This is a genomic window from Desulfobacter sp. (assembly GCF_050177295.1).
On record NZ_JBFXHE010000073.1, the window covers coordinates 1 to 14,471 of the forward strand.

Here is a 14,471-nt window from a genome sequence, read left to right on the forward strand (position 1 = left end):
GGTCTTGGGCAGATCCGAGGCAAAATTGATGATATCCGGCGTGGCAATAGGTCCGATTTCATTTCTCACATGATGTTTCAGGGCAGCCATCAGTTCATCGGACGGGGATACGCCGATATTCAATGTAATAAAAGCATAAATACCCTGCCCTTTGATGTCATGGGGATACCCGATGACTGCGGCCTCGGCCACATCCTTGTGACTGCCCAGGGCAGATTCCACTTCTGCTGTGCTCATGCGGTGTCCGGACACGTTAATAACGTCATCCACACGGCCTGTGATCCAGAAATAGCCGTCTTCATCCCTGCGGCAGCCGTCGCCTGCAAAATAATATCCGTCAAACATCTGGAAATACGTCAGCTCAAAACGGTCATGGCTGTTATAAACCGTGCGCATCTGACCGGGCCAGGGTTCCTTGATCGCAAGGATTCCTTCGCATACCCCTTCCAGCTCTTTGCCGTCTTCACCGAGCACTACAGGCTGCACAGAGAAAAACGGCAGGGTGGCGGAACCAGGTTTCTGGTCAATGGCATAGGGCAACGCAGAAATCATGATACCGCCTGTCTCAGTCTGCCACCAGGTATCTACAATGGGGCACTGCTCCTTTCCCACATGTTTATGGTACCATTGCCACGCCTCGGGGTTAATGGGTTCGCCCACGGATCCTAACAGCCGCAGGGAGGAAAGGTCGTATTGTGCCACCCATTCCTCACCCTGGGCCATGAGCGACCTAATGGCAGTGGGGGCGGTGTAGAACTGGTTGACTTTCCATTTGTCAACTGTGGCCCAGAACCTGCCGGGATCCGGATAGGAGGGTATGCCTTCAAATATAATGGATGTGGCACCCTGGGAAAGCGGGCCGTAAACAATGTAGGAATGACCCGTAACCCACCCGATATCTGCCGTGCACCAGAAAATATCGCCATCGTGGTAATCAAAGATGTATTTAAAAGTGATTCCCGTATACACCATATATCCGCCGACATTGTGCTGAACCCCCTTGGGCGTACCTGTGGAGCCTGATGTATAAAGGATAAACAGCGGATCCTCGGCATCCATCCATTCCACGGGGCACTCAGCACTATGGGCCTGGGCCGCCTCGTGCCACCAGACATCCCGGTTCTCTACCATATTGATGTTGGAACCGGTCCGTTTGACCACAAAACAGGTTTCAACGATATGCCCCTGATCTGCGCACATCTTAAGGGCCTTGTCCGCATTACCCTTGAGGGGAACGGATTTGGCCCCGCGCATGACACCGTCCGATGTCACCAGAACCTTACAAAGGGAATCCATGATTCTGTTGGCCAGGGCCTCGGAAGAAAAACCCCCGAATACAATGGAGTGGATGGCCCCTATCCTGGCACAGGCCATCATGGTTACGGCCAGTTCAGGGAGCATTGGCAGGTATATGGCCACACGGTCCCCCTTGCCCACCCCGCTTTCTTTCAGGGCATTGGCAAAGCGGCACACCTTTTCATGGAGCGTACGGTAGGTGATCACCATATCTTCGTCCGGACTGTTTCCCTCCCAGATCAAAGCAGCCTGGTCCCCCCGGGTCTCCAGATGACGATCCAGACAATTATATGTAATATTGGTCCTGGCATTTTTAAACCATTCAATGAATACCGGCCCCTTGGACATACTGTAGTTAAAATCCCTGACCTTGTCCCATTTTTTTTCCCAGTAAAACGTTTCTGCAATTTCTCCCCAGAACCCTTCAGGGTCTTCCACGGATTTCTGATACATGGCCTTGTACTCGTCCATGGATTTAATCCAGGCATTTTCACGAAATTTATCCGGTGCATGAAAACTGTTCTCGCTCATAGTAAGGATCTCCTTTTCTTATAAAATCTACCCAGGATTTACGTTTAACCATTTTATCAGCGATTAAAAGCAAACTTTGTACCGAAGAGGGTTTTTAAGATTAACACCCTGATAATAAACAAAATATTCAGAATGATAGTTTTTAGCCAAAGGCAGCTACAACAAAAGTTGTTAACATTTTTCAGATAAAAACCAAAAATATCCTTTCATAACAAGAAGATAAACACAACTACAATAAATATTGTAGGTACAATTAAATTGTAGACAGGCCGGATTATACTTCTCCGCGAAGTTTTTGAAGGCGCTTGCTGAGCGCCTGCTGTGAAATACCCAGAATTTTGGATGCCGCAGACTGATTGCCCCCGGTATGGGCCATGACTTTTTCCACCAGCGCATTAGAGGCTTGTTTCAAAGTCGGAAGTTCCTGGTTTAAGGGTATAGACGCCCCTGGCCCATGATCTTCATAAGTGGAAATATTGAACAGATCAGCAGAAATAGCGCCGCCCTGGTATCTGGACATGGCATCATAAACCATGGATTTCAACTCCCTGATATTTCCCTTGAACGGATATGTTTCCATGGTTTCAATAAGCCGTTTCGGAATATCAGGCACAGGCTTGTCCAGTTCATCGGCAGCCTGGCAGATAAAACGGTCCAGAAGCAGGGGAATATCCAAAAGGCGTTCCCGCAGCGGCGGTATGGTCAGCTTATGTGTGGAAAGGCGGTAAATCAGATCCTTTCTGAACTTGCCCTGTTTTTCAAGTGCCCACAGGTCCTGGTTGGTAGACGCAATGATCCGGGTATCCGAATGCCGGGTAATATCCGACCCCAGTGCCAGATAATCACCGCCCTGGAGCAGCCTGAGCAGCTTGACCTGGGAAGACAATGCCAGATCGCCGATCTCATCCAGCATCAAAGTTCCTCCGGAAGCCTGAAGAATCAACCCGGGCCGGGCAGTCTGGGCGCTGGTGAACGCGCCGGGCACATGGCCGAACAAGGTATCTGAAAACACATTATCATCCAGCCCCGCCACATTGACCTTAACCAGTTTTCCCTTGCGGCCGCTTAGGTTGTGAATGCACTGGCTAATCAACTCCTTTCCCACCCCTGTTTCCCCAAAGATCAACACTGGCTGGGGAGACGGTGCCACAGCTTCCACATAATGGAAAATGGCATGCATCTGGCTGTCCTGGGTAATAATAGCGCTGAAGGCGGCTGGTTTTTTTATCTGGGCAAACAACGCCTGGCGCTGGGAGGAGGAAAACTTCCCCAGAGCCTGTCCGCCATCAAGGGCCTGTTTCACCGACTTGACCAGGCGAGCCGGATCAACGGGCTTAAGGATATAATCCATGGCCCCGATCTTCATGCATTGAACAGCCGTATCCACATCAACATTACCCGTAAGCACAATAACAGGTATTCTTGGCCAGGTTTTGCGGATACTTTTCAGCAGGTGGCCACCGCTGATATGAGGCATATTCAAATCCAGGAGGACCAGTCCGGGAATCCTGCGCTCCATGGTCCTGATCACATCTCTTGAATCCTGGATTGCAGTGATATTATCGAAACCGGCCATTCTCAGAGCCGTCTCTACTGCATCAAGGATCTTTGGATCGTCGTCCACTATGAATATGGGATTATCCGGAGTTGGGGAATTCAAAACGCTTAAAACCTCCTTGGCACTAATATTAGGCAGAGATCGAAGCCACCCTATCTTTATCCTGAAAAAATAATCCCATGTCAACCACTGTTCAAAAAACCCGGTAAAAACCAGAACAAAAATGTAAAATTCTGCCCAGTTATTCCGATAATAACATCAAGGGGTTTCTAACAATAGATACAAACTCACCTCACAGGTCCTGCCCCCTCTGACTTTTACCACGTTCTTATTGATTTTAAAACACAATGGTATGTAACTTGCATTTATGAATTCAAGATTGAACACACAAACCAAGTACTTATTGAAAAGGACTTATTAAAATGGACAGCAATAAAAAAATATTCGAAGTAAAAAAGACATTCGGCCTCAGCGTACTGCTCAAACTGACCCGTAAAACCATAGACGGAATAGAGATCAGCGAAACGGACGGGAAATATCGCTCGAATCTGAATCTGGACGAGATGAATCGGGCCGTCACCCGCACCATGGCTTCCCACAATATCCAGTTGAAAATCGGATAGGCTTTTGTGTAACACCTTTTACCCAATGTCATAACATTAAAATGCTTTCAGATTAAAACCACGAAGTTCACGAAGCTTGATACGCTAATATCTTCGTGAACTTCGTGTTCTTCGTGGTAAAATAAAATCGTTACATTAATGTACAATACTCCATAAACCGGTTAGTATAAAAATGATCAAAATAGCAATGGTAGGATTAGGCGGCGCCATGGGAGCCATGTGCCGCTTTCTGGTGTATGAAGGGTATGTCAATGCCGTAAAAAATACATCACTTCCTTTAGGAACCATCACTGTCAATGTTTTAGGATGCTTTATCATAGGACTTTTAGGCGGTATAGCCGACACACGGCAAATTTTTCCCCCAGAGATCAGGCTGCTTCTTTTCACCGGATTTTTAGGCGGATTCACGACGTTTTCCACCTTTGGATTTGAACTGTTTTTATATATGCGCAACGGACAGATCGGCCTGGCCGTTCTAAACGGGCTTATCCAGTTAAGTGCCGGACTTATTTTTGTGTGGGCAGGATTCGGGTTGTCAAAAGCCTTTTAAAAAACAATCACACGTTTTTGTTATTTCATAATATAAGATCCTTGCAAATGGTTGCAATTTCAAGTTCTTCATCCGTGGGGACCACCCAGACTTCCACGGCACTGTCATCAGTGGAGATACGGGCGGATTTGCCCCTTAAACCGGCATTCACCTCTTGATTCACTATAATGCCGAGGTGCGCAAGCCCTTCCAGGCATTTGGCCCGGACTTTTGTGTCATTTTCCCCGATGCCGGCGGTAAAGGCAATGGCATCCAGCCGGCCAAGCACTGCATAGTAAGCCCCGATATATTTTTTAATACCGTGGCACAGCATCTCAAAGGCAAGTCTGGCATTGTCATCACCCGAGGCCATGGCGTTGTGGATATCCCGCATGTCATTCATACCGCAGATACCGGTCAGACCGCTCTCGCGGTCAAGAACGGTCTGGATTTCCCCGGCACTTTTACCGGTACAGGAGGTAAGATAGGCAGGCAGGGAAGGATCAATGTCACCGCACCGGGTTCCCATGATCAGACCGGACGTGGGTGTCATGCCCATGGAGGTTTCCCGGCACACGCCGCCTTTGACAGCGGTTATGGAAGAACCGTTGCCCAGGTGGCAGACAATATTGTTCAATTCATTTAAAGGTTTGCCCATCAAACCGGCAAGGGTTCTGGTGACATAGGCGTGGGAGGTGCCATGGAAACCGTACCGCCTGACCTTATAGTCATTGTAATAAGCGGTGGGCAACCCATACCGGTACACATAATCGGGAAGACTACTTGCAAACAGCGTGTCAAACACCGCAACCGAAGGCACGCCGGGGAAATGCGTCATAGCCGCTTCAATACCGGCCAGATTGGCCGGGTTATGCAACGGCGCCAGCACAATGTTCTCCCGGATACCCGCAATGGCCCTGGCATCCACAATGCAGTTTTCCTTGAAAATTTCACCGCCCTGGGCCACCCGGTGACCGATGGCTAAAAGCTCTTCAGCCGATTTAACAAGGGGATCATCACCCGCCATAAGTAAAGCGGCCACCTTTTCGATGGCCTGGGTGTGATTTTCAAAAAGTTCAGACCATTCTGTTTTTTCACCGGGCCCTGGGTCCGGGTACAGGGTATGGGTCAGACTGCTTTCCAGACTTCCGATTCGCTCCACTATACCCGCGCATATTGCCCTGGGACCGGCCAAATCAAACAATTTATACTTCAGGGAGGAGCTTCCTGAATTAATGACAAGTACTTTCATTTTTCCAACTTTCGCGTAACCGCATGAATAATTATCCTCATGGCGGACAGACACAATCTGCCGGTAGTAAGGATAATCTGATCAACATGTTCCGGATAAAAATCCGACAGCCATGAAAGAATCTGGGATGCAATACCGGTTGCCAAAGAAGAGACAACTTTGTCTTACCCGGGATTCTTTTGTATCATCTGTTCAATCTTTCGGATGCCATGGATGCCGAAATAAACTTTCCATCAGTGAGTATTGCTGATAAACAACAGATTTTAAACATTGAAATTAACCCTGTAAAGTAGCCCCAAAAAAGAGTGAATAATGCCTAAGAAACAAAAATTTTTCGGAGACCGTTCAATCATCGCCATGCTGGCGCTGCTCAGCGCCTTTCCGCCCTTGTCAACGGATCTGTACCTGCCGGCCCTGCCCCATGTCATGGAAGAGTTTAGTGCCGGCCAGACCCTTGTAAACCTCAGCCTGAGCCTCTTTTTCATCTTCTTTTCCCTGGGCATGCTGATCTGGGGACCAGTCAGTGAGAAATATGGCAGAAAACCCATCCTGCTGACCGGACTTGTCCTGTACACTTTGGCCAGCGCCGTATGCGCCATGTCCACCCATGTAACGACACTGATTCTGGCCAGGGCATTCCAGGGTTTTGGCGGCGGCGCAGGCAGTGCTGTGGCAACCGCCATGGTCAAGGATATGTACACGGGCAGGAAACGGGAATCTGTGCTGGCCGTTGTCATGGCCATGGTCATTGTAGCCCCGGTGGCGGCACCGGTGGCAGGGGCACAGATTTTAAAATTCATGTCCTGGCATGCCATATACTGGACATTGGCCGGCATCGGCCTGGTTTCATTCTGCCTGTCCCTGCTTTTGGATGAGCCCCTTGAAACTCCCTACCCGGGCTCTGTTTTCAACGCCCTGGGACGCCTGGGCGTGGTCATGAAAAATCCGGGATTTTCCATTCTGCTCATGATATTTTCCATGATATCCCTGCCGATCCTGACCTTTATCGGGGCCTCTGCATTTATTTATATCCAGGGGTTCGGCATGGATGAACAGACCTACAGCTATTTTTTCGGTCTCAATGCATTGGGTGCCCTGGCAGGGCCCTTGATCTATATCCAGATATCACGGTGGTTTTCCCCGGGCAGTATCATCACCGGCAGTTTTGCCTGTATGGCCGTAAGCGGGAGCTTCATTTTCATGAAAGGCAACACTTCCCTGTTTCTGTTCACTCCGGGCATGCTGGCAACCACTTTGGCATGCACCCTGATGCGCCCCCCCTCGGCCAATCTGCTCTTATCCCAGCAGGATGAAGACACGGGATCAGCCGCAGCCCTGATCAACTTCATGGCCATGTTCATAGGCAGCCTAGGTATGTTTCTTATCTCCCTTGAGGCGGTGGAAGATCTGATTCCAAGTCTTGGACTGATACAAACGATAATCGGGGTGGTTTGCGGCGGGTTGTGGCTGCTGATTCGCAAGCGCTCCTTTATCCGCAAGGCAGGTTGATCCTTAATCAGTTTCTCAGGGTGGAGATCAACCGTTTAGGATTTTCAAAAAAGGCAAATACATCCAGAATATGCCGGATCATCACATCGGCTGACATCAGTGCCGGCAATGCCATCCCCTCCTCCCCGAGCACCGCAACGCCCAGCCCTGCATGTTTAAGCATCAACGCATCGTTAACACCATTGCCCACAGCCATGGTGGTATCCGCGCCGATGTGATTGAGCACATCCAGTTTTTTTCGATCCTGGTCCTGGTTTGAAATGAGCACAACATCTGCCTTCACACCCTCAAGCTGAGCCTGGACCGAACCAAAGGTGTCGGCCGTCACCACATGAAAATCAAGCTGGCGGGCAAGCCGGTTCATGGCCGGCCCCACCCCGTCAATAAGACGGCCATCCGCTGCGATGGTACCATTATAATCAAATATCACATGTTGAATACAAACCGGACCGGTGCCGGGAATTTCAATGCGGATCATGCCGTCTCCTGACGAGTTTTATAGATATGGCGGTGCCATTTTTTTCCGAACCCCTTATAATCCGCACCAGGTAACAACATTTTCCATGTCCTCCCGGGGACTGGTGATCTGGTTTCCTGAAAAATCCCAGTCAGGGTACCCAATGGCAATGGCAACCAGCAGGCGCTTATCGTCGGGAATCTGAACAATTTTTCTAATTGCGTCGGAATAGGTGATGCCCTGGTTCTCGATACAGGTGCCAAGCCCGAAATCAAGTGCCGCCAGACAGACCGTTTGCGTAACCAATCCGGCATCCATATAGGTGCCTTCAATGGGACGTGATTTATCGCCGACAATGATGATGGCCGCAGGTGCATCAAAATACCGGAATCCCCGTTCCACCCACTCGATCCGCTTGGCTTTATCTTCCCTTCCGATCCCCATGATGGTAAACAGCCGTTTTCCAATATCTATCTGCCGGTCACGGTAAACCGTTCCTTTTTCCGGTTCAACCAGGACATGCGCCATCTCCTCAGGGGGACCTTCAGGACTGCGGAACCTTTCCACGTTAGCACGTTTAAGCTGTTCCAAAGGTTCTTTAGCAAGCACATAAAAATGCCATGGTTGTGCATTTTTCGTAGACGGTGCCCTGACAGAGAGAGTAAGAATTTGAGTCAAAACCTCTTTGGGAACCGGTTTGTCTAAAAATCCGCGAATGCTTTTCCTTTGCTCAATGGCAGCCTGTAATTCCATTATTTTCTCCTTGGCTAATGATTACGTTCCATGTATTAAAACTTATGGATTAATGCCAGGCAGTTTAATGTCAACCGCAATAAATATTCAATACTTTTTATGTAAATTCAGGGGCAATGTATAACCTATTATTATGATTAACACAAAACATATCACCAAGGTGCATGCAGCGGATCAGGATCCGGCCATTCATCACTTTAAAGCCAGGGTATATTATGAAGACACGGATCACTCCGGTGTGGTTTACCACGCCAATTATCTGAAATATTTTGAACGGGCCAGGGAAGACATATTCGGTGTTCAGACCCTGGTCCGGATGTGGCACGACAAGGGCATCGGTTTTGCCGTTTACAAAGCGGACATCGGATACCACGACGGGGCTCAGTTCGGGGATCTTCTGGATATACGCACCACCTGGGAAAAGCAGGGGCCATACCGGGTGGTGTTTTTCCACAGCGCCTGGCGCCCGGGTCAATCCAAGCCGGCAGTAACCTGCACCCTGGAACTGGTGTGTCTGGGCCCAGGCAAAAAACTTCTGCCCATTCCGGAATTGGATTTTTTGGATTAACCTGCCAGACACGTTGTCCGGCAAATCACCTTTTGCATGATGATAGGAATGAGGCCAATTGGAATCGGCTTACCATTTCATTGAGGGTCTCAGCCATTTTAGACAATTCACTGGCGCTGACATTCTCGACGCCCTGTGCAGCCTAGGCAACATTGCTTACTATTTCCTGGGTCGTGGCAGACTGCTCCCCGTGGGCTTTACGCCCATGACTGTTATAAAGAAGCGGCCCGGGAATTGAGGCAGCCCGCAGCGGCATTGGGACGGGTGACGGCAATGAACCCTGGATGCTTTTGAACGTGAAATCCCGGATCTGGTGCTTTTGGACGTAATGATGCCGGGCAAAAAAGGAAAACCCGGCAGCGCCCGCAATCATCGCAACCGTTTACGGCGCAGGCTACCGGTTTGAGTTAAACGAATAACTATACCTGGGTCCTCTCCAGAATGCTCAACCCAATGACTTTATGCCCGGGATGTCGCCCTTGTTCAGGATCTGAAATATGGCGGATTTCCACCCTGTACTCCTCCAAAGAAAGGCTGATTCCCTCCCGGCGAAGGATAACTGAAAATATCTGACCCTCCCGGATATAATCCAATATCTTGGAATCCTGTTTTGTCAGGATACCCAAACCTGTGTCACTCCAGTCCCTTAAAGGAAACTGGTAAACAAGCACGGAATCTGGGAATGTAAATTCAACACTAGCGCCGTCGGCAACCGCAGTTCTCACCTGTGTGCGAAGATCTTTGCCTTCTGAACAATTTTCTTTTTCCATAATCGGCCTGATTGTTAAATTAAATAAAAATCAGCGTATATATTAAGCAATTTTACCTAAAAATCAATGCCTTGGTTCAAATCCCAGCTGATTGATCATGTCAAGGTCTTCCTGAAGCTGATTGCCTTTTGTGGTCAAATAGTTGCCTGTCATTATGCCATTTGCACCGGCCTGGAAAACAAGGGGATGAAGCATTTTTAAATTCGGTATTCTTCCGCCGCAAATAATGATGTCTGTATCCGGCAGCACATATCGCATGACAGATATTATTTTCAGACATTTTATTGGCGTCAGATTATTTTTCCCTTCAAAAGGAGTTCCCGGTATAGGGGTTAAAAAATTGATCGGAACAGCATCCACCTTAAGTTCCCTTAATTCAAAAGCCAGTTCAAGGACCTGGGCCATACTTTCACCCACACCGAAAATGCCGCCCGAACAAACAGATAAGCCGGCGTTTTTTGCTTTCTTAATTGTATTGATCCGGTCATCGTAGGTGTGGGACGTGCAGACCGCATTAAAATGACTTCGGCAGGTTTCAAGATTATGATGATAACGGCCTATACCGCAGGCTTTCAAATAATCCATATCCTCATCATCCAGAATCCCCAAAGAAACGCAATAGGACAATTTTTTTGACGGAAGGTCACCCAGCGCATCAGCCACCTGTCGAACCTCACTTTTACCAAGCCCTTTGCCGGTGGTCACAATCGAATAGCGATGGACATCTGTGTCCATGAGTCCGTATGCCCCTTTCTGGAGCTCAGCGTTGGACATCAGGGGATAGATTTCAATATCTGAGGTATGAAATTTTGATTGGGAACAGAATTTACAGTCTTCACTGCACTTTCCTGATTTTCCGTTACAAATTGAGCATAAGTGAATTTCACGTTTAAAAAAGGTGTCACGGATAAGATCAGCACCAGTCATCAACGCGAACACATCCTTATCCTCGGTCAATGCCAGGTGACGATAAATATTATTTTCAGGGCGGTGACCCTCAATAATGTTCGTTGCGATATCAATATATGACTCAATGGTATATTTCATCTTCTTCCTATAGTATTGAGAATTCCTTACCTCTTTTTCAAATACGCTTTCACAACCTGACACATGGTTTTTGCAATCTTCACCACATCCTCTTTTTTGCAGACATAGGGCGGCATGGTATAGACCAGCCTGCCAAAGGGACGTATCCAGACACCGGCCCGGACGAACATATCCTGGATAACCGGCATATCCACTGCCTCTTCCAGTTCGATCACCCCGATTGCCCCCAGGACCCTCACATCCTTGACCCCCTCTAAAGTCCGGGCCAGCGAAAGATGCTCGGCCAGCAGGCTCTGGATGGACCCAACCTGGGTCTGCCATTCGCCGGTCATCAACAAGTCAAGGCTTGCATTGGCAACCGCGCAGGCCAGAGGATTTCCCATATAGGTTGGTCCATGCATGAAAACCCCGCCGTTGGACGATATACCCCGGGCCACCCCAGGGGTTGCAAGGGTTGCCGCAAAACTGATGTACCCGCCGGTCAACGCCTTTCCAATGCACATGATATCGGGGCAAGTTCCAGCCCACTGGGCGGCAAACAGTTTTCCGGTGCGGCCGAACCCCGTGGCGATTTCATCAAATATAAGCAGAATATCATACCGCCGACACAGGGAACCAAGCTGTTTCAGGTAATTGGGATGGTAAAAGCGCATCCCCCCTGCCCCCTGAACAACCGGTTCAAGTATGACAGCGGCAATCTCTTGGTGGTGCCCGGCCATGAGCGATTCCATCTCGACCGTATCCGCTTCGTCCCAGGCATGAAAAAAAGAGCATTGGGGGGCCTGGGCGAAAATCGCCTCGGAGAGTACACCCTTGAACAGGCGGTGCATGCCCTGGACCGGATCGCACACGCCCATGGCGGCAAAGGTATCCCCGTGATAGCCCTTCCTGACTGTGAGCAGCTTCTTTTTTCCGGGCTTGCCCAGGGCGTGCTGGTACTGGATGGCCATCTTGATGGCCACCTCAACCGCAACGGATCCGGAATCCGAGAAAAAAATATGTTCAAGTCCTTGGGGGACAAGGGATATCAGCTTTTCGGCCAGGGTGCAGGCCGGCTCATGGGTCAGGCCCCCGAACATGACATGGCTCATGTTCCGGATCTGTTCATGGAGGGCCCGGTTCAGCAAAGGGTGGTTATACCCGTGAATGGCCGCCCACCATGAAGACATGCCATCGGTCAAGACCCTGCCGTCGGCAAGATGGATGTGGACCCCTTCCGCCCTTTTTACCATATAGGCACCCACGGGATCGGTCATGGAGGTATAGGGATGCCAGATATGTTTTTTGTCAAAGGCCAGGTATGCTTCAGTTCTGTTCATTGTTTCCGCCGTTTAAAAGTGCGCCGGCAATACCGTTCATGTAAACATCCAGGGCGGTCCAAAACGGTTCCGTGCCGGACTGGGCCCCGGGGATAAAAGGAAGGCTGCCCAAAATGGGAGTGCCACCGAGCCGGCTGATAATCCGGGGATTATCCTCAAGGATAAATGTGTCGCAATCCCGGGGGGGACTTGTCTGGGTCATGACAGCCCCCCTGATCTGAATGTTATGTGATCTGAGTATCTGGATGGTATTGATGGCGTGGTTGACGCACCCCAAAACATTTCGAATGACCAGAATAAGGGGCAGTCCTGTTTCTTTTATGAGGGTAAGGCTTGTAAGCCTGTCCGACAGGGGAACATTGATCCCCCCCACCCCTTCGGCAATGACCAGGTCATGTCTTCCGCAGAGTCGTTCCAGCGCTGCCAGTACCGGACCGATCTCACACGCGGTCCCTGCCATCCGGGACGCCAGATGGGGAGAACAGGGGGCGGAAAATGACAAGGGCACCATATCCCTTATTTCGTCCCCATCCCCGATAAAGGAGGAAGCCCTGCAATAGACTTCAAAATCCGGGGAAATCGGGTATCCGTCTTGGGTATAGCCTCCCCCGGTCTGAATTGCTTTCATTGGCACGGCATCTATGCCCTGCATCCGCATTTGCCGCACCAAAGCGGCAGTAACAACTGTTTTACCCGCGTCAGTATCTGTTCCCGCGACAAAGAATCCGTTCATTTGTCCGCCTCCGTAATCTCGCACTCGAACTCGTTAACCAACAGCTCTACTACTAGTTAACCACATAGTTCGTCAAGAAAAATTTCGACCTGTGCGGGGGAACTGTGACTCAGAATGATGAACTCAACTACTGGATTTTGATTTTTTGTAAGCCCGCCGTAAATTCCTGCCTGGTAAACCCTGATATCCGACTCTCCAAACCCGTTGTTCAAGGAGAGTTTTCCCCGGGATTGGCCAAGGGAAACACCAACAGCCCCACCACCGGGCAACCGCGCCTCCCGGCCGAGGCTTGCACCTGCGTAATGCCAGGACCAGCCGCTTGAACCGCCCTGGCTGTCCTGGCTCCCCGTCATCCCGAAAGGCGTGAGAAACCAGGAACCGGAAGCGGACCTGGTCCTGGACCCAGGAATCCTGTCCTGCGCCAGACGCTCAAACACCCGGCCTGCCTCCCATTGATTCCGGTGGAGCGTCTGGTCGAGAAGGGTTAAAATACTTCCCAGACCGGCCTGGGGGAAGACTGATCCGGGAACAATCCGTTCTGGACATCCCAAAGCACCCATGTGGCGACCAATTCCTGGACCGTGGCCGTTACATGGGCCTCATCCCACCAAAGCCAGGTATCTGAATCCTGGGCCACGCTGCCGCCTTCACCGAAGAAATCCCCGGTATAAGCGCTGTCCGTCACGTTGGTGAGCCCGTATTTTTCAGGATTGGCGTAGACCTTGCTGATAAGACGCGTCAGATCCGTCCGGATGACGATCACGTCAGGGTGGGCGGCTTTGAATTCGGCAATCAGGGCGTCAGCTTCGGTATTGACCTGGGTCACCCAGTCCGCAACCTGGTCCAGGTCGACGGATGCGTCATTGACCACCCCGGGCATCAACTGAAGGGGAAACAAGGTTGGGAAAATAAAGCTTCTGGCACCGTTCTCATGAGCAAGCCAAAAAGCCTCAAGCATGTCAGCGGCGACATCGGCCGGATCCGGCGGGGAACTCCCGGCAAAGAGCAGGTCATTTTGCCCCATGCTGAACAGGATCATATCAGATGAAGCGTAGGCCTCACCGTACTCTGCCTGAAATTGCAGCACTTGTTCGCCGGCATTGGGAACCCCAGCAACAGCGAATCCCAAGCCGGACTGGGCTCCGCCAAAGGCGGCATTGGTGCCGCCGTAAGACCAGGGCGTGGCCTCCCATCCGGGCACGGCCTGGGCCAGCACATCCAGGTAATTGAACCCGTTGCTGAACCGGCCCTCCCAATAGGGATCCGCAGGCTCAAGCCCGTCTGTCACTGAAAATACATTTCCGTTATCAATGCCACTGTCACCAAAGCTGAACAACTGTCCGGCGCTGCCTGCCCAAAGGCTCGGCACACAAGGGGAACAAAGAAACATCCACAAAAACATCCAAATCGTTTTCCGGTACACCTTTTCCTCCTGGCCGCTATAATTTTGAGAGCAACCCAGAGAAGTTTCAGAGGTAGCATGCTGAACTTTGCCAATTTGACTCTGGATCTGTTCAGTGGCTTCT

At 50.2% G+C, this 14,471-nt stretch carries 16 protein-coding genes; 4 read left to right on the top strand and 12 right to left on the bottom strand.

Annotated features, from left to right (window positions below; translation table 11 throughout):
• Both acs and AB7U36_RS07660 read right to left on the bottom strand, forming a co-directional pair.
• The coding region (gene acs / locus AB7U36_RS07655) for an acetate--CoA ligase (RefSeq protein ID WP_428159197.1) at nucleotides 1-1,827 on the bottom strand (1,827 nt) is incomplete at its 3' end.
• 274 nt (nucleotides 1,828-2,101) lie between these two features.
• Nucleotides 2,102-3,487, bottom strand: coding sequence for a sigma-54-dependent transcriptional regulator (locus AB7U36_RS07660; RefSeq protein WP_428159198.1), 1,386 nt, complete (start codon nucleotides 3,485-3,487; stop codon nucleotides 2,102-2,104).
• Between the two features lie 320 nt (nucleotides 3,488-3,807).
• Between AB7U36_RS07660 and AB7U36_RS07665 the strand changes: the two genes are divergently transcribed.
• Both AB7U36_RS07665 and crcB read left to right on the top strand, forming a co-directional pair.
• A complete protein-coding gene (locus AB7U36_RS07665; RefSeq protein ID WP_428159199.1) occupies nucleotides 3,808-4,008 on the top strand; it encodes a hypothetical protein in 201 nt (66 codons plus the stop codon).
• Nucleotides 4,009-4,180: 172 nt separating this feature from the next.
• On the top strand, nucleotides 4,181-4,558 hold the full coding sequence (gene crcB, locus AB7U36_RS07670; RefSeq protein WP_428159200.1) for a fluoride efflux transporter CrcB: 378 nt from the start codon (nucleotides 4,181-4,183) through the stop codon (nucleotides 4,556-4,558).
• 25 nt (nucleotides 4,559-4,583) lie between these two features.
• Here the strand turns inward: crcB and AB7U36_RS07675 are convergent, their stop codons facing one another.
• Nucleotides 4,584-5,789, bottom strand: a complete 1,206-nt coding sequence (locus AB7U36_RS07675) for an acetate/propionate family kinase (protein WP_428159201.1) — start codon at nucleotides 5,787-5,789, stop codon at nucleotides 4,584-4,586.
• A 312-nt stretch (nucleotides 5,790-6,101) separates the two neighbouring features.
• On the opposite strand from AB7U36_RS07675, the gene AB7U36_RS07680 reads away from it, so the two are divergent.
• Complete coding sequence (locus AB7U36_RS07680; protein WP_428159202.1) at nucleotides 6,102-7,298, top strand: Bcr/CflA family efflux MFS transporter; 1,197 nt, start codon at nucleotides 6,102-6,104, stop codon at nucleotides 7,296-7,298.
• A 7-nt stretch (nucleotides 7,299-7,305) separates the two neighbouring features.
• Here the strand turns inward: AB7U36_RS07680 and AB7U36_RS07685 are convergent, their stop codons facing one another.
• Nucleotides 7,306-7,776, bottom strand: coding sequence for an HAD family hydrolase (locus AB7U36_RS07685; RefSeq protein ID WP_428159203.1), 471 nt, complete (start codon nucleotides 7,774-7,776; stop codon nucleotides 7,306-7,308).
• A 54-nt stretch (nucleotides 7,777-7,830) separates the two neighbouring features.
• Nucleotides 7,831-8,508, bottom strand: coding sequence for a nitroreductase (locus AB7U36_RS07690; RefSeq protein ID WP_428159204.1), 678 nt, complete (start codon nucleotides 8,506-8,508; stop codon nucleotides 7,831-7,833).
• A 133-nt stretch (nucleotides 8,509-8,641) separates the two neighbouring features.
• Between AB7U36_RS07690 and AB7U36_RS07695 the strand changes: the two genes are divergently transcribed.
• Nucleotides 8,642-9,076 carry a YbgC/FadM family acyl-CoA thioesterase gene (locus AB7U36_RS07695; RefSeq protein WP_428159205.1) on the top strand — a complete coding sequence of 145 codons (435 nt, stop codon included), beginning with the start codon at nucleotides 8,642-8,644 and terminating at the stop codon, nucleotides 9,074-9,076.
• 142 nt (nucleotides 9,077-9,218) lie between these two features.
• Here AB7U36_RS07695 and AB7U36_RS07700 read toward each other — a convergent pair whose 3' ends face one another.
• From AB7U36_RS07700 to AB7U36_RS07730, 7 genes are all read right to left on the bottom strand, one after another.
• The gene (locus AB7U36_RS07700) at nucleotides 9,219-9,449 is read right to left on the bottom strand and encodes a hypothetical protein (RefSeq protein ID WP_428159206.1); all 231 of its coding nucleotides are present in this window, start codon (nucleotides 9,447-9,449) and stop codon (nucleotides 9,219-9,221) included.
• 46 nt (nucleotides 9,450-9,495) lie between these two features.
• Nucleotides 9,496-9,846 (bottom strand): hypothetical protein, encoded by a 351-nt coding sequence (locus tag AB7U36_RS07705; protein ID WP_428159207.1) that lies wholly within the window; start codon nucleotides 9,844-9,846, stop codon nucleotides 9,496-9,498.
• 63 nt (nucleotides 9,847-9,909) lie between these two features.
• A complete protein-coding gene (gene bioB, locus AB7U36_RS07710) occupies nucleotides 9,910-10,893 on the bottom strand; it encodes a biotin synthase BioB (protein ID WP_428159208.1) in 984 nt (327 codons plus the stop codon).
• Between the two features lie 26 nt (nucleotides 10,894-10,919).
• Nucleotides 10,920-12,212: an adenosylmethionine--8-amino-7-oxononanoate transaminase gene (gene bioA / locus AB7U36_RS07715; RefSeq protein WP_428159209.1), complete on the bottom strand. Its 1,293-nt coding sequence runs from the start codon at nucleotides 12,210-12,212 to the stop codon at nucleotides 10,920-10,922.
• Nucleotides 12,199-12,945 (bottom strand): dethiobiotin synthase, encoded by a 747-nt coding sequence (gene bioD, locus AB7U36_RS07720; protein WP_428159210.1) that lies wholly within the window; start codon nucleotides 12,943-12,945, stop codon nucleotides 12,199-12,201. Before bioD ends, bioA begins: the two co-directional genes overlap by 14 nt.
• 56 nt (nucleotides 12,946-13,001) lie before the next feature.
• Nucleotides 13,002-13,505 (bottom strand): autotransporter outer membrane beta-barrel domain-containing protein, encoded by a 504-nt coding sequence (locus tag AB7U36_RS07725; protein ID WP_428159211.1) that lies wholly within the window; start codon nucleotides 13,503-13,505, stop codon nucleotides 13,002-13,004.
• On the bottom strand, nucleotides 13,430-14,471 hold a 1,042-nt coding region (locus AB7U36_RS07730; protein ID WP_428159212.1), incomplete at its 5' end, for an SGNH/GDSL hydrolase family protein. The genes AB7U36_RS07725 and AB7U36_RS07730, both read right to left, overlap by 76 nt.